The organism is Pseudomonas sp. ICMP 3272 (genome assembly GCF_001466905.1).
Taxonomy (GTDB): domain Bacteria; phylum Pseudomonadota; class Gammaproteobacteria; order Pseudomonadales; family Pseudomonadaceae; genus Aquipseudomonas; species Aquipseudomonas amygdali.
Genome location: NZ_LKEK01000044.1, coordinates 45,729 through 66,005 on the forward strand (window position 1 = coordinate 45,729; position 20,277 = coordinate 66,005).

General features: G+C 59.5%; 18 protein-coding genes and 1 pseudogene. 14 read left to right on the plus strand and 5 right to left on the minus strand.

Features of this window, described 5'->3' with window-relative positions; translation table 11 throughout:
- The first annotated feature begins 132 nt into the window (after positions 1-132).
- Both phaC and AO068_RS09960 read left to right on the plus strand, forming a co-directional pair.
- Positions 133-1,818, plus strand: a complete 1,686-nt coding sequence (gene phaC, locus AO068_RS09955; protein WP_058408274.1) for a class II poly(R)-hydroxyalkanoic acid synthase — start codon at positions 133-135, stop codon at positions 1,816-1,818.
- Positions 1,819-1,884: 66 nt separating this feature from the next.
- The gene (locus tag AO068_RS09960; RefSeq protein WP_058408275.1) at positions 1,885-2,499 is read left to right on the plus strand and encodes a TetR/AcrR family transcriptional regulator; all 615 of its coding nucleotides are present in this window, start codon (positions 1,885-1,887) and stop codon (positions 2,497-2,499) included.
- Between the two features lie 233 nt (positions 2,500-2,732).
- Here the strand turns inward: AO068_RS09960 and AO068_RS09965 are convergent, their stop codons facing one another.
- The 3 genes from AO068_RS09965 to AO068_RS09975 form a co-directional block, all read right to left on the minus strand.
- On the minus strand, positions 2,733-3,506 hold the full coding sequence (locus AO068_RS09965) for a phasin family protein (protein ID WP_058408276.1): 774 nt from the start codon (positions 3,504-3,506) through the stop codon (positions 2,733-2,735).
- Between the two features lie 10 nt (positions 3,507-3,516).
- Positions 3,517-3,990 (minus strand): phasin family protein, encoded by a 474-nt coding sequence (locus AO068_RS09970; protein ID WP_005778662.1) that lies wholly within the window; start codon positions 3,988-3,990, stop codon positions 3,517-3,519.
- Between the two features lie 98 nt (positions 3,991-4,088).
- Positions 4,089-4,367 carry a polyhydroxyalkanoic acid system family protein gene (locus tag AO068_RS09975; RefSeq protein ID WP_058408277.1) on the minus strand — a complete coding sequence of 93 codons (279 nt, stop codon included), beginning with the start codon at positions 4,365-4,367 and terminating at the stop codon, positions 4,089-4,091.
- A gap of 143 nt (positions 4,368-4,510) precedes the next feature.
- On the opposite strand from AO068_RS09975, the gene ubiE reads away from it, so the two are divergent.
- The 12 genes and pseudogenes from ubiE (at position 4,511) to AO068_RS29715 (ending at position 14,768) form a co-directional block, all read left to right on the plus strand.
- Positions 4,511-5,281 (plus strand): bifunctional demethylmenaquinone methyltransferase/2-methoxy-6-polyprenyl-1,4-benzoquinol methylase UbiE, encoded by a 771-nt coding sequence (gene ubiE / locus AO068_RS09980; RefSeq protein WP_002551635.1) that lies wholly within the window; start codon positions 4,511-4,513, stop codon positions 5,279-5,281.
- Complete coding sequence (locus AO068_RS09985; RefSeq protein WP_058402817.1) at positions 5,281-5,904, plus strand: ubiquinone biosynthesis accessory factor UbiJ; 624 nt, start codon at positions 5,281-5,283, stop codon at positions 5,902-5,904. Before ubiE ends, AO068_RS09985 begins: the two co-directional genes overlap by 1 nt.
- Positions 5,901-7,520, plus strand: coding sequence for a ubiquinone biosynthesis regulatory protein kinase UbiB (ubiB, locus tag AO068_RS09990; protein ID WP_057401435.1), 1,620 nt, complete (start codon positions 5,901-5,903; stop codon positions 7,518-7,520). The genes AO068_RS09985 and ubiB overlap by 4 nt, the downstream gene beginning before the upstream one ends.
- Positions 7,521-7,587: 67 nt before the next feature.
- A complete protein-coding gene (gene hisI / locus AO068_RS09995) occupies positions 7,588-7,980 on the plus strand; it encodes a phosphoribosyl-AMP cyclohydrolase (protein WP_002551632.1) in 393 nt (130 codons plus the stop codon).
- A gap of 2 nt (positions 7,981-7,982) precedes the next feature.
- Positions 7,983-8,315, plus strand: a complete 333-nt coding sequence (locus AO068_RS10000) for a phosphoribosyl-ATP diphosphatase (RefSeq protein ID WP_002551631.1) — start codon at positions 7,983-7,985, stop codon at positions 8,313-8,315.
- Between the two features lie 44 nt (positions 8,316-8,359).
- Positions 8,360-8,635: a twin-arginine translocase TatA/TatE family subunit gene (locus AO068_RS10005; RefSeq protein ID WP_002551630.1), complete on the plus strand. Its 276-nt coding sequence runs from the start codon at positions 8,360-8,362 to the stop codon at positions 8,633-8,635.
- 4 nt (positions 8,636-8,639) lie between these two features.
- Positions 8,640-9,116, plus strand: a complete 477-nt coding sequence (gene tatB / locus AO068_RS10010) for a Sec-independent protein translocase protein TatB (protein ID WP_058408278.1) — start codon at positions 8,640-8,642, stop codon at positions 9,114-9,116.
- A complete protein-coding gene (gene tatC / locus AO068_RS10015; protein ID WP_058402815.1) occupies positions 9,113-9,913 on the plus strand; it encodes a twin-arginine translocase subunit TatC in 801 nt (266 codons plus the stop codon). The genes tatB and tatC overlap by 4 nt, the downstream gene beginning before the upstream one ends.
- Positions 9,910-10,617, plus strand: coding sequence for a 16S rRNA (uracil(1498)-N(3))-methyltransferase (locus AO068_RS10020; RefSeq protein ID WP_058408279.1), 708 nt, complete (start codon positions 9,910-9,912; stop codon positions 10,615-10,617). The genes tatC and AO068_RS10020 overlap by 4 nt, the downstream gene beginning before the upstream one ends.
- Positions 10,618-10,786: 169 nt before the next feature.
- Positions 10,787-12,622 (plus strand): methyl-accepting chemotaxis protein, encoded by a 1,836-nt coding sequence (locus AO068_RS10025; protein ID WP_404944478.1) that lies wholly within the window; start codon positions 10,787-10,789, stop codon positions 12,620-12,622.
- A 235-nt stretch (positions 12,623-12,857) separates the two neighbouring features.
- Positions 12,858-13,910, plus strand: a pseudogene (locus AO068_RS29710) (methyl-accepting chemotaxis protein); the annotation flags it as partial.
- Between the two features lie 141 nt (positions 13,911-14,051).
- On the plus strand, positions 14,052-14,768 hold the full coding sequence (locus AO068_RS29715) for a methyl-accepting chemotaxis protein (RefSeq protein ID WP_371911682.1): 717 nt from the start codon (positions 14,052-14,054) through the stop codon (positions 14,766-14,768).
- 971 nt (positions 14,769-15,739) lie between these two features.
- On the opposite strand, the gene mdoH is transcribed toward AO068_RS29715, so the two are convergent.
- A complete protein-coding gene (mdoH, locus tag AO068_RS10035; RefSeq protein ID WP_004666504.1) occupies positions 15,740-18,322 on the minus strand; it encodes a glucans biosynthesis glucosyltransferase MdoH in 2,583 nt (860 codons plus the stop codon).
- On the minus strand, positions 18,315-20,243 hold the full coding sequence (locus AO068_RS10040) for a glucan biosynthesis protein G (protein WP_058402810.1): 1,929 nt from the start codon (positions 20,241-20,243) through the stop codon (positions 18,315-18,317). Before AO068_RS10040 ends, mdoH begins: the two co-directional genes overlap by 8 nt.
- Between the last annotated feature and the right edge of the window lie 34 nt (positions 20,244-20,277).

The window sequence follows — 20,277 nt, forward strand, 5'->3', positions numbered from 1 at the left end:
GAACAGCCCGAGAGAAACAGCGTCACCCACTGCGCAACACACTGGAGTTTTGACCGCGCAGAACGACGCCAGCCCCTTCGCAAGCGGACTGGCGCCAACCCATGAGTTGCCTGACGAAGGAGTGTTGCCCTCATGCAAGAAAAATCGGCAAAGGTTGCCAGCGCTGCACCCACAAACTTCATCAACGCGCAGAGCGCCATCACCGGCCTGCGCGGGCGAGACCTGTTTTCTACCTTGCGCAACGTCGCAGCCCAGGGTTTACGGCACCCGGTTCGCAGCGCTCGCCACGCGCTGGCGCTGGGCAAGCAGTTGGGACGAGTGGTGGTGCTGGGCGAAACACCCTATCCGCACAACCCCAAAGACCCCCGCTTCGCCGACCCGACCTGGAGCCTCAACCCGCTTTATCGCCGGGGTTTGCAGGTGTATCTCAGCTGCCAGCATCAGGTCAGGCAGTGGATCGATGACAGCGATCTGTCCACTGAAGACCGGGCGCGGGCGCACTTTCTGTTCACACTGATCAACGATGCGCTGGCCCCTTCCAATACGCTGCTCAACCCGCAGGCCGTCAAAGAGCTGTTCAACTCGGGTGGTACCAGCCTGATCAAGGGCCTGAGCCACATGGCCGATGATCTGTTGCACAACAGCGGGCTGCCCAGCCAGACCACCAAGGACGCTTTTGAGGTAGGCCGAACCGTAGCGACCACGCCTGGTGCGGTGGTGTTTCGCAACGAAATGTTCGAGCTGATCCAGTATCGGCCCATGAGCGAAAGGCAGTTCAGCCGACCGGTCCTGATCGTGCCGCCGCAGATCAACAAGTTCTACATCTTCGACCTCAGCCCAACCAACAGCTTTGTGCAATATGCGCTCAAGAACGGCCTGCAGACCTTCGTCATCAGTTGGCGCAACCCGGATGTCCGTCATCGGGAGTGGGGGCTGTCCAGTTATGTTGAAGCGACCGAGCAGGCGATGAATATCTGCCGGGCGATTAGCGCAGCACGCGAGGTCAATCTGGTGGGCGCCTGCGCGGGAGGTCTGACCGTTGCCGCGTTGCTGGGGCACTTGCAGGCCAAGCGCCAAACCCGCCGCGTGGCCAGCGCAACCTATATGGTCAGCCTGCTGGACAGCCAGATCGAAAGCCCGGCCACGCTGTTTATCGACGAGCAAACCCTTGAAGCTGCAAAGCGCCGCTCCTATCAGCGCGGCGTGCTGGAGGGCAGCGAGATGAATCGGGTGTTTTCCTGGATGCGCCCCAATGACCTGATCTGGACTTACTGGATCAACAATTACCTGCTGGGCAAATCGCCACCGCCGTTCGACATTCTTTACTGGAACAACGACACCACGCGCCTCCCCGCTGCGTTGCACGGTGATCTGCTGGACTTTTTCAAGCACAACCCGCTCAGCCATGCGGGCGGCCTGGAGGTCTGCGGAACACCCATCGACCTGCAGAAAGTCACGGTGGACAGTTTCAGCATCGCTGGCATCAACGACCACATCACGCCATGGGACGCAGTGTACCGTTCTACGCTTCTATTGGGTGGTGAGCGGCGCTTCGTGCTGTCCAACAGCGGCCATGTGCAGAGCATTCTCAACCCGCCGGGCAACCCGAAAGCCAACTATGTCGAGAACAGCAAGCTGAGCAGCGACCCGCGCGCCTGGTACTACGACGCGCAGCATCATGACGGCAGCTGGTGGCCGAACTGGCTGAAATGGGTTCAGGAGCATTCCGGGGCCGAGCACGACACCAGGATGGGGTTGGGCAACGCTACTTATCCGCCAATGGAGGCCGCGCCCGGGACCTATGTGCATGTGCGCTGAAACGCTGGATTGCGCCCTGCCCGATCAGGCAAAGCCGACCCTTTGACTTGTGAACAAGAAGACTGGATGAAAACCCGCGACCGTATCCTTGAATGTGCCTTGACGCTGTTCAACCAGCAGGGCGAGCCCAATGTTTCCATGCTGGAAATCGCCAATGAAATGGGTATCAGCCCCGGTAATCTGTATTACCACTTTCATGGCAAGGAGCCGTTGATTCTGAGTCTTTTCGAGCGGTTCCAGGCAGAGCTGGCACCGCTGCTCGATCCGCCTTCGGATGCCAGGCTTGAGGCCGAAGACTACTGGATGTTTCTGCACCTGATTGTCGAGCGATTGTCGCACTATCGTTTCCTGTTTCAAGACCTGTCCAACCTCGCCGGACGGCTGCCAAAGCTGGCCCGCGGCATTCGCAACCTGCTCAACTCGATCAAGAAAACCCTCGCCTCACTGCTGGCCCGTCTGAAATCGCAAGGGCAACTGGTCAGCGAAACCCAGGCGCTGGGGCAGCTGGTGGAGCAGATCACCATGAATCTGCTGTTTTCACTGGATTACCAACGCATTCTGGGTCGCGAGGGTAATGTGCGGGTGGTGGTCTACCAGATCATGATGCTCGTGACCCCACACCTGCTGCCCACCTCAAGGCAGGCAGCCGAACAGCTGGCGATGGAGTATCTGGGCAGGTAAACCCGGGCACGATAAGAAAACGCATCGACAGGCTGAACGCAACCCCTTGTGGGAGCGAACTTGTTCGCGAAAACGGTGGTTCAGGCGATACATATTCGCGGAATGTACAGGCCCCTTCGCGAACAAGTTCGCTCCCACGGCCTTCGGCCAGAAGCATTGGCAGGAGAGGTGTTCGGAATATCAAAAAAGCCCGGGCTGCTTGGCAGGCCGGGCTTCGATGTTGCAGCTGTCTGTCAGGACTGGCTGGCGGGTGTTGCCGATGCAGCGGTCGGGGCTGATGCAGCGGGGGCCGAACCGGTTGCCGGAGCCGCCGATGCAGCGGGCTTGGCGGCAGGCTTGGCAGCCGGTTTTCTGGCTGCTGGTTTCTTCGCCGCGGCCGGTTTGGCAACTGCCTTCGCCTTGCTGGCGGTGGCAGCAGCGGCCTTGCTGGCTGCATCGACCGGTTTGGCCGCAGCTTTCTTGACTGCTGGCTTGGCCGCTGCGGTTTTATCCGCTGTTTTGGCGACGGTTTTAGCCGCGGCCTTGACCAGCGGTTTTGCCGCAGTTTTCGGCGCAGGTTTGGCCGCAGCAGTACGCGAAGCGACCGGTTTGGCTTTCTCACCCGTCAACAGCTCGATCTGCCGGGTCAACTGGTCGACCTTACTGTGCAGCGCCTGAACCTCATTGCGGCTCGGCACGCCCAGACGCGAAATGGCACTGTTCAGGCGCTTGTCGAAGGCCCCTTCCAGCTCATTCCATTTACCCACCGCGAGGTCTTTTACGTCACCGACCCGCGACTTGGCGGTCTTGGCGGTGTCCTTGACCTCATCCAACTGCTTCTGCGCCTCGACCTTGGTCTGCTTCTCGGCTTTCTCGCCGTCTTTGACCAGTGTCTCGAAAAGCTTGCTGCCGTCATTGCTTATCTTGGAATAAGCGCCCAGGCCCGCCAGCCAGATCTGGCGAGAGTATTTCTCGACCTCACCAATCCATGAGCTGCCGTCTTTGTCGGTTTTTTTCTTGCCAGCCATCCTGCTCTCCTTATTGTCCAGACTCTGAACGTTCGAATCGTTTCGACCCGGAGCGTTCAAGCTTTTTAGGCACGACACGTTCAAGCAATGCCGTCAGCTCGTCGAGCTTGGCAGAGAGCGTGTCAACATCATGTTTAGACGGGATTGCGATGCGGTTCAAGGCTTTTGCGACACGACGGTCGAAAGCACTCTCGATTCTGCCGAGTTGCGCCTCTACACGACCTTTGGCGTAAGACACCTCGCCCTTGATCGAGTCGATTTCGCTGTTGGCCGCAAGACGTTTCTCATCGACCGTTTTGACGACTTCCTTTTCGGCCTGCTCGCCAGTCCTGATCAGGTCCCTGACGTACTGTGTGCCTTCTTCGTTGACCCTGGAATAGGCTCCCAGACCGGCCAGCCAGATCTTGCGGGCATACAGCCTGACGTCGGAAAGCGTGGAGGATTGCTGGTCTTCGATGTTTTTCTTCGTGTTCGCTCTGGCCATGGTGCACCTCATGCTCGAAAGTTGAAGGAACCGCCCAGCTATGGGCATAAGCGCAACGTTACGGAGAAAAATTAGAATGCTCACCCTAGGGCGAAGATTCAGGCGGCCAGTGCTTTATCCAGGACGCGCTCGACTTCAGTCTTGATGGAGCCGCTCATGGCCGACAGGATGAAGTTCAGCTCGATGTTGATACGGATCAACGCCTCTTCGACTTCAACCTTGCCCTTGGCCCCCTTGCCTTCCAGTTTTACGGTATCGCCTGCCCATTCGTGGGCCAGCCCGTATTTGTCGGAAAGCTTCTCGACCAGTTGCTCGGCCCTCTCGCGAGCCTTTTCCCGGCCCAGTGCGTGCCGGCGTTCAACGGTTATCTTGGCCATGCAGGCTTCCTTGATGATCAGATGAAATGCGGCGCAACTATATAGACCCGCCTGCATCCAAGAAAGCGTTGCCGGTGAGCCTTGTCAAGACAAAGCCGGCCCTGGCGATTAGAATGGCCCGCACTCTATTCCGGTGAAGCGATATGAACGATCAGCGCAAAGGCAGCGATGCCGAACCTACGACTCACTTCGGTTACAAAAATGTACCGGAAAGCCAGAAGGCAGAAAAAGTCGCTGAGGTTTTCCATTCGGTTGCAGCCAAATACGACCTGATGAACGACCTGCTGTCCGGTGGCATGCACCGTCTGTGGAAGCGTTTTGCAATCGAGCTTTCAGGCGTTCGTACCGGCAACCGCGTGCTCGACATTGCCGGCGGCACGGGCGACCTGACCCGTAAGTTCTCGAACCTGGTCGGCCCGACCGGGCAAGTGGTTCTGGCTGACATCAACGCCTCCATGCTCAAGGTCGGCCGTGACCGCCTGCTGGACCTTGGCGTGTCAGGCAACGTCGAGTTCGTCCAGGCCGACGCCGAGAAGCTGCCGTTCCCGGACAACCATTTCGACTGCGTGACCATCGCCTTCGGCCTGCGCAACGTGACGCACAAGGAAGACGCTCTGCGTTCCATGCTGCGCGTGCTCAAGCCCGGTGGACGCCTGCTGGTGCTGGAGTTTTCCAAGCCGACCAACAAGCTCATGTCCAAGGCCTATGACGCCTATTCGTTCGCGTTCATGCCGTTGATGGGCAAACTGGTCACCAATGACTCGGAAAGCTACCGCTATCTGGCCGAATCGATCCGCATGCACCCCAACCAGGAAACCCTCAAGTCGATGATGGTCGAAGCCGGTTTTGACCGTGTGACCTACCACAACATGACGGCGGGCGTCGTGGCCTTGCATCGCGGTATCAAACCCTGATGTTGCTCCGGGGGCTGCTCGCCAGTATCGAGCACGGCATCAATCGCGTGTTGCGCCTGGACAGCACCGCGCTACCGCGTATGGCGCGCTTGTCCGGGCATGTCATTGCCGTGGACTGTCGCGATCCGTCCCTGAAAATCTTTATCCTGCCCAGTGACGAAGGTCTGCTGCTGGCCGCAGACTGGGCTGCCGACGCCGACTGCACCTTGCGTGCGCCAGCCTCCAGCCTGCTGCGTCTGGCCCTGAGCAAGGACAAGACCGCCGTGCTACATGGCCCCGACGTCGAGCTGGACGGTGACAGTGGCGTACTGCTGGAACTGGTCGGCATTCTTCAGGACCTGGAACTGGACTGGGAACATGAACTGTCCAACTGGGTCGGCCCGGTGGCCACTCAGTTGTTCAGCAGCCGACTGCGTAGCAGTGGACGCTGGACACGTGAAAGTTTCACCAGCCTCAGCCAGAACGTTGCCGACTACCTCAGCGAAGAATCGCGTACGCTGGTGGGTAAGCACGAAGCCGAAGCACGATTCGCCGAACTCGATCAGATCAAACTCGATCTGGACCGTCTCGAGGCGCGCTTTGCCCGCCTCGCCCACTCCCTCAATACCAGCGATAACGCATGAAGCTGCTTGCCGTCCGCCGTCTGTTTCGCATTCAACGTGTCGTTATCCGCTATCGCCTTGATGACCTGTTGTTCGCCCTGCCCCTGCCCTGGTGGATGCTCGCGGTGCGTTTCGTGCTGCCCTGGCGCTGGCTGCCACGGCGTAAATCCGAGCTGAGCCGTGGCGTACGCTTTCGTCTGGCATTGCAGGACCTGGGGCCGATTTTCATCAAGTTCGGGCAACTGCTGTCTACTCGGCGCGACCTGCTGCCCGAGGACATCGCCGACGAACTGATGCTACTGCAGGACCGCGTGCCGCCGTTTGACCAGCAGGTGGCCATCAATCTCATCGAAGAACAGCTGGGCGCACGCATCTGCGACGTCTTCAGTCGCTTTGACGAAACCCCGCTGGCGTCTGCTTCGGTCGCCCAGGTGCATGCCGCCTGTTTGAAGACTGGCGAAGAAGTCGTGGTGAAAGTGGTACGCCCAGGCCTCAAGCCGGTCATTGGCCAGGACCTCGCGTGGCTGTTCATCCTTGCCCGCATGGCCGAACGCGTGTCAGCCGACGCACGCCTGCTGCACCCGGTGCAGGTGGTGATGGATTACGAAAAAACCATCTACGACGAGCTGGACCTGCTGCGTGAAGCCGCCAACTCCAGCCAGTTGCGTCGCAACTTCGAAGGCTCGGACCTGCTCTACGTGCCACAAGTCTACTGGGACTGGTGCCGCCCCAAAGTGCTGGTCATGGAGCGTATCTACGGCCTGCAGGTCACCGACATGGCCGGGCTGGCCGACCAGCGCACCGACATGAAACTGCTGGCTGAGCGCGGCGTGGAAATCTTTTTCACCCAGATATTTCGCGACAGTTTCTTCCACGCCGACATGCACCCCGGCAATATTTTCGTCAGCACGGTCAACCCGTGGAGCCCGAAATACATTGCTATCGACTGCGGCATCGTCGGCAGCCTGACGCCGGAAGATCAGGATTATCTGGCCCGTAACCTGTTTGCCTTCTTCAAGCGTGATTATCGTCGGGTTGCGCAGCTGCACATTGATTCGGGCTGGGTGCCGGCAGAGACCAAGCTCAATGAATTCGAAGCTGCAATCCGCACGGTCTGCGAGCCGATTTTCGAGAAGCCGCTCAAGGATATTTCCTTTGGTCAGGTGCTGATGCGCCTGTTTCAGACCGCGCGCCGCTTCAATATGGAAGTCCAGCCGCAATTGGTTCTGCTGCAAAAGACCCTGCTCAATATCGAGGGGCTGGGTCGTCAGTTGTACCCTGATCTGGACCTGTGGAGCACCGCGCAGCCTTATCTGGAGCGCTGGATGCGTGAGCGGGTCAGCCCGAAAACCTTGCTGGGCAATCTGCAATCACAGGTCGAGCAACTGCCGCATATCGCGGGCATGACCCGCGATCTGCTGGAGCGCATGTCTCGCCCGCATGCTTCGGATCCGCCACGTCCCTGGCAGGAGCGCAAGGACGAGCCGGTCCTGCGGCTTATCGGTGCAGCGTTATTGGTAGGTGGCGCGATACAGGGTTGGGTGATGAGCGAGGCAGCCACACAACTGCTGACGCTCACCGCTTGGCCAGCGGCGATCATGCTGATTGCCGGGCTGTATCTGATCGTTCGCCGATAGCCAGCAGCGAATGGCGCTGGCACACTGTTCAATCCGCCGGGCATGAACGCCGGCTGCCGGAGTAGATATGAAAGACTGGCTGGACGAGATTCACTGGAACAGCGACGGTCTGGTGCCTGCAATTGCTCAGGATCACAAGACCGGCCGGGTATTGATGATGGCCTGGATGAACCGCGAGGCCCTGAGCCTGACGGCGTCCGAGAACCGTGCCATCTATTGGTCGCGTTCGCGTGGCAAACTCTGGCGTAAAGGTGAAGAATCAGGTCATGTGCAAAAGCTCCATGAACTGCGCCTGGACTGTGATGCCGATGTCATTATCCTGATGGTTGAGCAGATCGGCGGCATCGCTTGCCATACCGGCCGCGAAAGTTGCTTCTATCGAGTGTATGAAAATTCAGGCTGGAAGACCGTCGACCCGGTTTTGAAAGATCCTGACGCTATTTACTCAGCAGGCCACTGAACATGACTGATACGTTATCCCGCCTGGCTGAGGTGCTGGAATCACGCAAGGACGCTGCTGCCGATAGTTCCTACGTCGCCAGCCTGTATCACAAGGGCCTGAACAAGATTCTGGAAAAGCTCGGCGAAGAATCGATCGAGACCATCATCGCTGCCAAGGACGCTGCAGTCAGCGGTGATTGCAGCGACGTAATCTATGAAACCGCAGACCTGTGGTTTCATAGCATGGTGATGCTCGCAGCGCTGGGTCAGCACCCACAAGCCGTGCTCGATGAACTGGACCGCCGATTCGGCTTGTCCGGCCACGCGGAAAAAGCCGCCCGCACGGCAGAATAACGCTCTCCCCTTTCAAGCTTGAAATCTTTTACGAGGACTGTTTCATGGGTATTTTTGACTGGAAACACTGGATCGTCATCCTGATCGTCGTGGTACTGGTTTTCGGGACCAAAAAGCTCAAGGGTCTGGGCAGCGACGTGGGTGAGTCGATCAAGGGCTTTCGCAAGGCGATGAATGACGACGACAAGCCAGCCGAACAGCCTGCACCTCAGCCGCAGCAGGCACAGGCTGCCCCTCAGGGCTCGCCATTGAACCAGCCGCATACCATCGACGCGCAGGCGCACAAAGTCGACGAGCCGATCCGCAAAGACCAGGTTTAAGCCCATGTTCGGTATCAGCTTCTCTGAACTGCTGCTTGTCGGCCTGGTTGCCTTGCTGGTACTGGGCCCCGAGCGCCTGCCGGGTGCGGCACGCACCGCAGGCCTATGGATCGGCCGGTTGAAGCGCAGCTTCAATGCGATCAAACAGGAAGTTGAACGTGAAATCGGGGCCGACGAAATTCGTCGGCAGCTGCACAACGAGCACATTATTTCGCTGGAAGACGAAGCGCGCAAAATGTTCGCGCCCAATCAGCCGCCCGAGAACGGCTCCGAGCCGGTAAACCCGTCGCCCGCACCGGCAGCAGCCGAAGCGGCAAGCCCCGCGCACGATGAAGCCGCACACCACGAAATCGGCCCGGCACAACCTGCGGCGCCGAAGACCGAGCTGTCGCTGGAGAAAACCGCGAAACCGGCTGACGCCGGCACACCGGTCCCGACGCCTCCCGCCCACGATTCGTCATTGCCACCGCGAGCACCATGAGCGCTGATATCCCGGAAAACGATCAGCAAATGCCGCTGATCTCGCACCTCACCGAGCTGCGTACACGTCTGTTGCGTTGTGTCGCGGCAGTGTTCCTGATTTTTGCCGGTCTGTTTTACTTCACGCAGAAAATCTACACGCTGGTGTCGGCCCCGCTGCGCGTCTACCTGCCTGAAGGCGCGACGATGATCGCCACCGACGTGGCCTCGCCGTTCATCACGCCGTTCAAGCTGACCATGATGGTCGCGCTGTTTCTGTCCATGCCGGTCATCCTGCACCAGATCTGGGGCTTTATCGCGCCAGGCCTGTACAAGCACGAGAAGCGCGTTGCAGTGCCATTGCTGGTGTCGAGCATCATCCTGTTCTACGCAGGCATGGCCTTCGCGTACTTTTTGGTCTTCCCGCTGATTTTCCACTTCTTCGCCAGCGTTACACCAGAAGGCGTGTCGATGATGACCGACATCGCCAGTTATCTGGACTTCGTGATGACGCTGTTCTTCGCCTTCGGCGTGGCCTTCGAAATCCCGGTGGCCGTGGTGTTGCTGGTGTGGATCGGCATCGTCGACGTCAAATACCTGAAGAAGATCCGCCCTTACGTGATCATCGGCTGCTTCGTGGTAGGCATGATCCTGACGCCGCCGGACATCTTCTCGCAGACGCTGCTGGCGGTGCCAATGTGGCTGCTCTTCGAGCTGGGCGTACTGTGCAGCAAGATGATCAAGAAGCGTGGCGAACATCCGGACGATCAGGCCGAGGACGCTGAAAAGCAGGATCAGCCGCCCGCGACCACACCGTGAACCTGCTGTTGCTTGAGGAAGCTGATTTCATTGCGGCTGACCGGGTGGTCCTGCGTGACCGCCGCCTGAAGCACATGCAGGAGGTGCATCGCGCAGAGATCGGCGACAGTCTGCGCGTCGGCCGCATCAATGGCCTGCTGGGCAGCGCCGAACTGCTGCGCCTTGAGCCTCATGAAGCAGAGCTGCGTGTTTCGCTGGATAGCGCCCCGCCGGTAAAACTGCCCCTCACCCTGTTGCTGGCACTGCCACGCCCCAAGATGCTGCGTCGGGTGTTCCAGACCATCGCAACCATGGGCGTGCCGAAAGTCATCCTGCTGAACAGCTACCGGGTTGAAAAAAGCTTCTGGCAGACGCCATTTCTGGAGCCCGAGGCCATTCGCGAGCAGTTGATTCTTGGGCTGGAGCAGGCACGCGATTCTGTGCTGCCGGAAATCGTCATCGAAAAGCGCTTCAAGCCTTTCGTTGAAGATCGCTTGCCGCAGATCGCGCTCGACACACTGGGCCTGGTTGGCCATCCCGGTGATTTCCCCGCCTGCCCTCGTGCGGTCACAGAGCAAGTCACGCTGGCCATCGGCCCTGAAGGGGGCTGGATACCCTACGAAATCGATCTGTTGCGTCAGTCAGGTTTGCAGCCCGTGCAATTGGGCGAACGTATCCTGCGCGTCGAAACCGCTGTAACGGCCCTTCTCGCCCGCTTGTTCTAAGCTGTCAGTGTCGACTCAATCGCTTCAGTTAACCGATAACTGGCCGATGCAATTGCATACTTAGAGCAAAAGACGTCAAGGAGTGATCATGTCTCGTGGGTTATCCAAAAGCCTCGCCAATGCGAGTGTCAGCCTGAAATTGGCGATCGGCTTTGGCCTGGTGCTGTTGATGACGCTGATGATTTCGGCCACCGGCTGGTTCAGCAATCAGGCCCTTATTGATCGTGGGGACCGTGTTACTGCGATTGCGCAGGTCAATGAGCTGACCCTTCAGTTGCGCATCAACCGTATGAGCTACGAGGCGCTGTACAACGCAGAGACCGCAGCGAAGGTCAGAAATACGCTCGATCAGCTGGACGCCGCGCTGCAAAGCGCCAGGAACCTGCTGCGATCCCCCGAGAACCTGCAATTGCTGGATGCCCAGATTCAGGCGACCCGCGACTACCGCCAGTCCTTCGAGGACATGAGCAAGGCGATCGAAACCCGCGAAGCGAGCCGCAGCCAGATGGGCGAAAACGCCGACAAGGCGGTGGATCAGGCCGACAGGATCGAAGCCGAACTGCTCAAGGAAGATAACATCCTGGCCTTCAATGGCATCGTCGGCGTCAGCAAGCTGATTCAGCAGGCGCGTTTTCAGGTACGTGGTTACACCTACAGCGGCCGTCCCGATTTCGAAAAAGATGCCAATAAGGCCATCGATGACGCGGTGACCGGGATCAACACGCTGGCTGGCGACATTTCTTCCACTTATTCGCCCATGCTGCAACAGGCCATCGCCGGGCTCAATGGCTACCGCGCGGCTGTGGGCCGCTACCGCGATGCCCAGGCCGCCTCCAAGGCCGCACTGGATAAAATGACCACGTTGGGCGTCAGCATGCTCGACACCAGCAACGACCTGATCATCCGGCAGAACAAGAGCCGTGACGCAGACAGCGCCAAGTCGGTCACGATGATCGCTGCCGCTACGGCGTTGGCGCTGATGCTGAGCATTCTCGCGGCGTGGGTCATCACTCGCCAGATCACCACCCCGCTGCAGGAGACCCTTGAGGTCGTAGAGCGGGTGGCCTCGGGCGACCTGAGCCGCAACCTCAACGTTGATCGCAAGGACGAGTTGGGCAAGCTGCAGGCCACGATCCAGCGCATGACCGTCAGCCTGCGCGAGCTGGTAGGCGGAATTCGCGATGGCGTGACCCAGATCGCCAGCGCGGCGGAAGAGCTGTCAGCGGTCACCGAACAGACCAGTGCCGGGGTCAACAGCCAGAAGGTCGAGACCGATCAGGTCGCCACCGCCATGCATGAAATGACTGCCACCGTTCAGGAAGTCGCGCGCAACGCCGAAGAAGCCTCTGAAGCAGCCGTCGCCGCCGACCAGCAGGCCCGTGATGGTGAGCGAGTGGTCAACGAAGCCATTGCGCAAATCGAGCGCCTGGCTTCTGCAGTGGGCAATTCCAGCGAAGCCATGGGCGCTCTGAAACAGGAAAGCGACAAGATCGGCAGCGTGCTGGACGTCATCAAGTCGGTCGCGGAACAGACCAACCTGCTGGCGCTGAACGCCGCCATCGAGGCCGCCCGCGCCGGTGAAGCGGGTCGGGGCTTTGCCGTGGTCGCCGATGAAGTGCGCAGCTTGGCGCAGCGCACGCAAAAGTCTACCGAAGAGATTGAAGCGCTGATCGCCCGTCTGCAAAGCGGCACACAGCAGGCCGCAACCGTCATGGACAGCAGCCGGGAACTGAGCACCAGTAGCGTTGAGCTGACACGTCGGGCCGGTGGCTCATTGGAAAACATCACCAAAACCGTCTCGGCTATCCAGGCAATGAACCAGCAGATTGCAGCGGCCGCCGAGGAACAGAGCGCGACCGCAGAAGAGATCAACCGCAGCATCATCAATGTCCGCGATGTGTCCGAACAGACATCTGCGGCCAGCGAAGAGACCGCGGCGTCCAGTGTCGAACTGGCAAGACTTGGCAACCATCTTCAGTTGCTGGTGAGTCGCTTTACTGTCTGACCTGGCAGCATCCAGCCCGCGCCAGCACTGAGCGCGGGCTTCTTTTCCCGCAAAAACGTGACACCTTTCACCCCTCTTTCGTGCTCGGAAATATCCTACGACCTTCTCAGGTCACGCAATGAATCACCACGCCGATGCGCTCACAACGCATGTTCTGACTCACCCGGAACATGCTTTTGTTCGCTCATTGCAGGAGATTCCAATGTTCCGACTGATCAATCACGCGCTCGGCAACATGAACGTCAGATTCAAGCTGTCCCTGGGTTTCGGCCTGGTGCTGCTATTGACGCTGATCATCACACTGACCGGCTGGCATGGCCTGTACACCATGATCGACCGCTCCGAGTCGCTCTCGGACATTGCCCAGCTCAACAGCCTCACCAAAGACCTGCGTGCCGAACGCATCACCGATCGCGTGGAAAAAACGCCAGAAAGCACGGCATTGGTGACAGACAAACTCAACGAAATGAAAGCCCAGCTCACAGCGCTGCACCGACAGAGCCTGGAGGCAGAAACCACTACGCTGCTCAACGGACAGTTTGAGACGGTAAGCAGACTCGAGAAAACCTTCGCCGACGTCCGGACCAACCGTCAGACCCGTAACCAGGTACGCACCCGCCTGGAGCAGACGTCAGAGCAGGCCTTGCAGGCCATCGCACTGGTTGAGAGTGAGGTGCTCAAGAGCGTAAGCCAGGAACAGGACAGCACTGAGCGGATGGAGGAATTCACCAACATTTCCCAGCTCAGGCAGCAGGTGCAGACCGCTCGTTATCAGGTACAGGCCTACACCTTCACCACTCGCGATGCCGATGAAGCCGCAGCCATTGTCGCCATCGACGAAGCACTCAAGGAAATCGGGCAGATCGGGCAGGACGAGGACAGTGAAAGCCTTCAGGGCCTGGCAGCCGCCACTACAGCCCTGCAAGGCTATCGGGAAAGGCTCAACGAGTTCAAACAGATACAGACCAAAGCCGAGGCGGACCAGGAACTTATGAGAAGTCTCGGCGAGCAGTTGCTGGACTCGGTCGCCGCGCTGAACCGTCTGCAAACCGCTCAGCGCGACAGCGAAGCAGTCAATTCCAGCACCACCCTGAGCAGTGTTGCGGGCCTGGCGCTGCTGATCGGGTTGCTGGCCGCCTGGGTCATGACCCGGCAGATCACCGTACCGTTACAGCAGACGCTGCTTGTCGCAGCACGCATCGCTCAGGGTGATCTGAGTCGGGACATGTCGGTGACCCGTCGTGACGAAATGGGTCAGTTACAATGCAGTATGCAGACCATGACGGTCAGCCTGCGCGAGCTGGTCGGCGGTATCAGCGAGGGCGTATCGCAGATCGCCAGCGCGGCCGAGCAGTTGTCAGCGGTGACCAAGCAGACCTGCATCGGGGTCACCAGTCAGAAAGACGAAACCGACCAGGTGGCCACAGCCATGAATGAAATGGCCGCGACGGTGCAGGAAGTCGCGCGCAATGCTCAGGAGGCTTCCCAGGCCGCGGCTCAGGCGGACCAACAGGCCCGCAGCGGTGACGAGGTTGTAGGGCGGGCAATCAGTCAGATCGAGCAACTGGCTCGCGAGGTGGTGAACTCTACCCAGTCGATGAGCGAACTCAAGCTGGAAAGCAACAAGATCGTCGGCGTTCTTGACGTAATCAAGTCTGTTTCGCAGCAAACCAACCTCCTGGCTCTGAATGCGGCCATTGAGGCAGCTCGCGCCGGTGAAGCCGGGCGTGGTTTTGCAGTGGTCGCCGATGAGGTACGTGGCCTGGCGCAACGCACGCAAAAGTCCACAGAAGAGATAGAGGAATTGATCGCCGCACTGCAAACCGGCACTCAGCAGGTCGCAACCACGCTGGACAACAGCCGCACCCTGACTGACAACACCGTTGAACTGAGCCGCCGCGCGGGAAGCGCGCTGGAGCAGATCACCCGTACGGTGGCGACCATCCAGCACATGAACGAACAGATCGCCACCGCCAGCGAAGAACAGAGCGTGGTTGCCGAACAGATCAACCGTAACGTCATCAGCGTACGCGACATCTCCGAACAGACCGCCGCCGCCAGCGAGCAAACCGCAGCCTCCAGCGTCGAACTCGCCAGACTGGGCACTCACTTGCAGACATTGGTGGGGAAGTTCAGGGTGAGCTGAACCACCATTGCACCCACAGGCGGCCCGGCGAACACCATCGTGCCCATGCTTCGCGTGGGCATGCCGGTCCGGACGCTCCGCCTCCTCTTGCGACGCAGAGCGTCGTGAACTGCATTCCAACGCTGGAGCGTGAGGAACGAGCGCCGTCAGGGATTCGTGCCCATGCTCCGCGTGGGCATGCCAGTCTNCCTCTTGCGACGCAGAGCGTCGTGAACTGCATTCCCACGCTGATGAAGCGTGAGGAACAAGCGTCGTCAGGTATAACACTATCGTGCCCATGCTCCGCGTAGGCATGCCGGTCTGGACGCTCCGCGTCCTCTGACGACGCAGAGCGTCTCTGGAGCGTGAGGAACGAGCGTCGTCAGGGATAACACTATCGTACCCATGCTCCGCGTGGGCATGCCGGTCTGGACGCTCCGCGTCCTATGACGACGCAGAGCGTCGTGAACTGCATTCCCACGCTGATGAAGCGTGAGGAACGAGCGTCGTCAGGGATAACACTATCGTGCCCATGCTCCGCGTGGGCATGCCGGTCTGGACGCTCCGCGTCCTCTGACGACGTAGAGCGTCGTGAACTGCATTCCCACGCTAGAGCGTGAGGAACGAGCGTCGTCAGGGATAACACCATCGTGCCCATGCTCCGCGTGGGCATGCCGGTCTGGACGCTCCGCGTCCTCTGACGACGCAGAGCGTCGTGAACTGCATTCCCACGCTGGAGCGTGTGGAACGAGCGTCGTCAGGGATAACACTATCGTGCCCATGCTCCAGCGTGGGCATGCCGGTCTGGACGCTCTGCGTCCTCTGGCGACGCAGAGCGTCATGAACTGCATTCCCACGCTGGAGCGTGAGGAACGAGCGGTGTTCTGGAGAACCCGTCTTGACCATGTCCTGTGCATTTATGTGCCACAAAGCCCAATAAAAAAGCCCCCGACGCGCTAAGCGGCAGGGGCTTTTTTCATAGCCGGGCAGTCTTAGACCGGGACCGGCTCCGACGCTTTACCTACAGGCTGCAAAGGCAGCAAGGGCGCATGTGGATCAGCTTCGATGGAAGCTCTCCAGGCAGCCAGCCACTCTTCGTGACCTTCGCTCCAGACGCGCTCGTGCAGGCGGCCAAGGGCGACCGGGTCACTCAGCAGCATCAGACGTTCCTGATTGCCGAGTTTGGCCGGGCCTACCTTCAGAGCCTGATCAACACGTTCCATACGCACGACTTCGATCGGCTGTGCCTGACGGTGACGCGAGGTTGCCAGGGCGCAGGCGAGAGCATTCTGGCGAGGATCTACCACAGCCCGAATGAAGCCTTGTTTCAGGGCGTGCCAGCGGTTCTCGTAGGTGTACTGATCCGTAGAGATCAGCTCTTGCGGCGGCTCGAACTCTTCAGGAATCAGGAAGAACTTCTCGTCACGCGCCTTGACGCCCAGATTGGTACGGCTGGAAATCACCGACACCGGAATCGACAGCATCAACGACACCACGATCGGCGCAAGCCACCACAGGAAGCTCGGGTTCAACCAGAACACCAGCAAGGCCCAGCATGCGCCCAGCAGTGTCTGTGGACCATGACGCTTCACGGCTTCGATCCACGGCGTGGAGTCGTCGTCGCGTTGCGGCGAGTTCCAGGTCGCGGCCCAGCCCAGGAAAGCGGCCAGTACGAAGCGGGTGTGGAACAGCATGCGCACCGGTGCCAGCAGCACCGAAAAGAGCATTTCCAGCAGCATCGAGACAGTGACCTTGAACTTGCCACCGAAGCCTTTCGCGCCCTTGGCCCAGATCAGAATGACGCTGAGCAGTTTAGGCAGGAACAGCAGGACGATGGTGGTCGAGAACAACGCAACGGCTTTTTCCGGGTGCCATTGTGGCCACAGTGGATACAGCTGACGCGGTTCAAGGAAGTAGGTCGGCTCCATCAGTGTGTTCACCGCCAGCAAGGCTGTGGACAGCACGAGGAAGAAGAACCACAACGGTGCCGACAGATACGACATCACGCCAGTCAGGAACACCGCACGGTGAACCGGGTGCATGCCCTTGACCAGGAACAGCCTGAAGTTCATCAGGTTGCCGTGGCACCAGCGGCGGTCACGCTTGAGTTCGTCCAGCAGGTTGGGCGGCAATTCTTCATAACTGCCCGGCAGGTCATAAGCAATCCACACGCCCCAGCCGGCACGGCGCATCAGCGCAGCTTCGACGAAGTCGTGAGACAGGATCGCACCGGCGAAGGCACCTTTACCCGGCAGCGGCGCCAGGGCGCAATGCTCGATAAACGGCTTCATGCGGATGATCGCGTTGTGACCCCAATAGTGGGATTCACCCAGCTGCCAGAAGTGCAGACCGGCTGTGAACAGCGGACCGTAGACTCGGGTAGCGAACTGCTGCATGCGTGCATACAGCGTGTCCATGCCCGACGCACGTGGCGCGGTCTGGATGATACCGGCGTCCGGCGTGGCTTCCATCAGGCGAACCAGACTGGTCAGGCACTCACCGCTCATGACGCTGTCGGCATCGAGCACGACCATGTAACGGTATTCACCACCCCAGCGACGGCAGAAGTCATCGAGGTTGCCGCTTTTGCGTTTTACGCGACGGCGACGACGGCGATAGAAGATCTTGCCGAAACCTTTGGTCTCGCGGCACACGTCCAGCCAGGCCTGTTGCTCGGCAACGGCGATGTCAGTCTCGTTGGTGTCGCTGAGCACGAAGAAATCGAAACGATCCAGATCACCTGTAGCGGCGACCGACTCGAACGTAGCGCGCAGACCGGCGAAAACCCGAGGCACGTCCTCGTTGCAGATCGGCATGACCAGCGCAGTACGTGCGCCCTTTTCGATCGGCTCGTTGCCAGCACTGGCACCCGAGATGCGATATTTGTCGCGACCGGTGAGCAGCTCCAGGAAGCCCATCAGCGCGGTCCAGAAACCGGCCGATACCCAGCAGAACAGAATCCCGAACAGCAACAGGATGCTGGTCTGCAAGGCATAAGGCATGACCTGCAAGGCGGTCTGCACGAAGGTCTGACGGGTGATTTCGTCGAGCGAAACCAGCGACCAGCCCTGATACGGCAGAATGCCCTTCATGTACCAGCCAGCCACAATCGTCTGACCCAGCATGAGGATCAGCAGGATATAGCGGCGGATCGAACCGACGGTACGCCAGCGCGCCTTGGGCAGATCACGAGGCAGATCGTCGTGCTCTGGCTTGGGCGGGTTGGTCTTGCCGGTCAGGCGACGCCAGCCGCGTACCAGAATGTTGGTGCGCCATGGCTCTGGCACGACCTTGGTCCGGCGAATCGGCGGTGTGGCCTTGAGGCACAGGCGACCGCTGGCATCGACGCCGAGCATCTCGGCGTCCTCCAGCTGGTCTGCGGTGGTCAGCGTAAGGCGGCGACCCACCGAAGCCTGAGCGGCCTCGGCAGGGTCATTGACCGGCTGCGCAGAAAGACGCTCATGCAACTCGGCGAAGGTCTTGCAGCCGGCAAGTTCTGCCCGCTGCTCGTCGCTCATCGGTAAATGCGCCAGGTACTCGTTCAGAGACACTGGCACCGGTAGAGAATTACTCATCGCTCGGCAACTGATAGCTCCAGGTCTCGGTCATGACTTGCAACGTCTTGGCCGGTTCCGGATGGGTGGGTGCTGCCTCGGTTTCAGGCTGCTGAATCTCTTTACCGTCCTTGTCCTTGGCTACGTCAGCCTTGGCTGCGTCGGCTTTGGCTGCATCGGCTTTGGCAACCTCGCCTTTACCTTTCGCAGCGTCGGCCTTGCCAGCTTCAGGCTTGGCGGTCTCGGGTTTGGCGGCTTCAGGCTTCGGCGCGTCGGCCTTGGCGATTTCTACCTGGTCGTTGGCAGATTCCTTGGCAACTGCCGGCTTGGCAGCTTCCTTGGCAGCAGCCTTTTTCTCTTCAGCTTTGTCTGCAACGAGCAGCGCAGGTTCCTTGCCCGGTTCGGCAGGGATTTCACGCAACAGGTAGGCGCGCATTTCGGTCGGCTTGCCGGAATCCTTGACCTTCACACGCAGGGTCAGGCGGTAGCCTTTGGTGACCGGGTTGTAGCGCAGGTTGTTTTCCACCAGCTCGACGTTGTCGTCAGTGGTCACCTGGCTGCGAATGGTCTTGTCTTCCGGCAATGCGGCCAGTACCGGGCCCACGAAGTCGACCAGGAAGGCAAGGCTGCCATCCGGCTGGCGGATCAGGTTGGACTGACGCACGTCACCGATGGAGCGTTGGGTCTGCTTGACCCAGCCCAGATCCGGCGAGTGGATCGAGTTTTCCTGCATGGTCCAGTGCAGACGGTAATCGAATGCCATTTCCTTGCCTGGCTCTGCGAGAGTCTCAGGCTTCCAGTAGGCCACGATGTTATCGTTGGTCTCGTCGGCAGTCGGAATTTCGACCAGCTCGACGGTGCCCTTGCCCCAGTCACCCTTTGGCTCTATCCAGGCGCTTGGACGCTTGTCATAGCGGTCATCCAGGTCTTCGTACTGACTGAAGTCACGGCCACGTTGCAGCAGACCGAAACCACGCGGGTTTTCGACCGAGAAGCTGCTGATAGACAGATGTTTAGGGTTGTTCAGCGGACGCCACAGCCACTCACCGTTGGCAGCCTGAATCGACAGACCGCTGGAGTCGTGCAGTTCGCGACGGTAGTTAGGCACACGCGAAGGCTGGTTGGCACCGAACAGGAACATACTGGTCAATGGCGCAACACCGAGCTTGTTGACCTTGTCACGCAGGAACATGCGCGATTTGACATCAACCAGAGTGTTGGTGCCAGGACGCAGGGTCAACTGATAAGCACCGGTAGCGCGCGGCGAGTCGAGCAGCGCGAAGATCACCAGATGGTTGTCATCCGGGCCCGGCTTCTCGATCCAGAATTCCTTGAAGCGCGGGAACTCTTCACCAGACGGCGATGCAGTGTCGATTGCCATGCCGCGTGCGGACAGGCCATAGACCTGACCCTTGCCGATCACGCGGAAGTAGCTCGCGCCCAGCATGGTCATGATTTCGTCCTGCTTGTCATCCTTGTTGATCGGATACAGGACACGGAAACCGGCATAACCCAGTTTCTCGGTGGATTTGGGGTCGATCTTCAGATCGCCGAAATCAAAACGGCTAGGGTCGTACTTGATTTCGTCTACGCTGGTGGCGGTCACTTCGTTGATCTTGACCGGCGTGTCGAAGTGCATGCCCTGGTGGTAGAAAGACACTTTGAACGGAGTCTTTTCGCCCGCCCATTCGGCCTTGTCATCACGGAAGCGAATCTTCTGATAGTCGGCAAACTTCATATCGCGAAGCTCGTTCGGCAGATTGCTCCTTGGAGCCTCGAACTTCTGCCCGGCCAGTTCTTTGGCTTTTGCCGTTACATCATCAAGATTGAACGCCCACAGTTGACCTGCACTGAACAGGCATACAAGGGCCGAGCTTGCCAGAAGTGCACTACGCAACCGCTTGACAGGTGTCTTTGGAGCATCACAGGGACTAACAATCACGAGCAACCCTCGCCGAAAAACAGATGAAAAAACC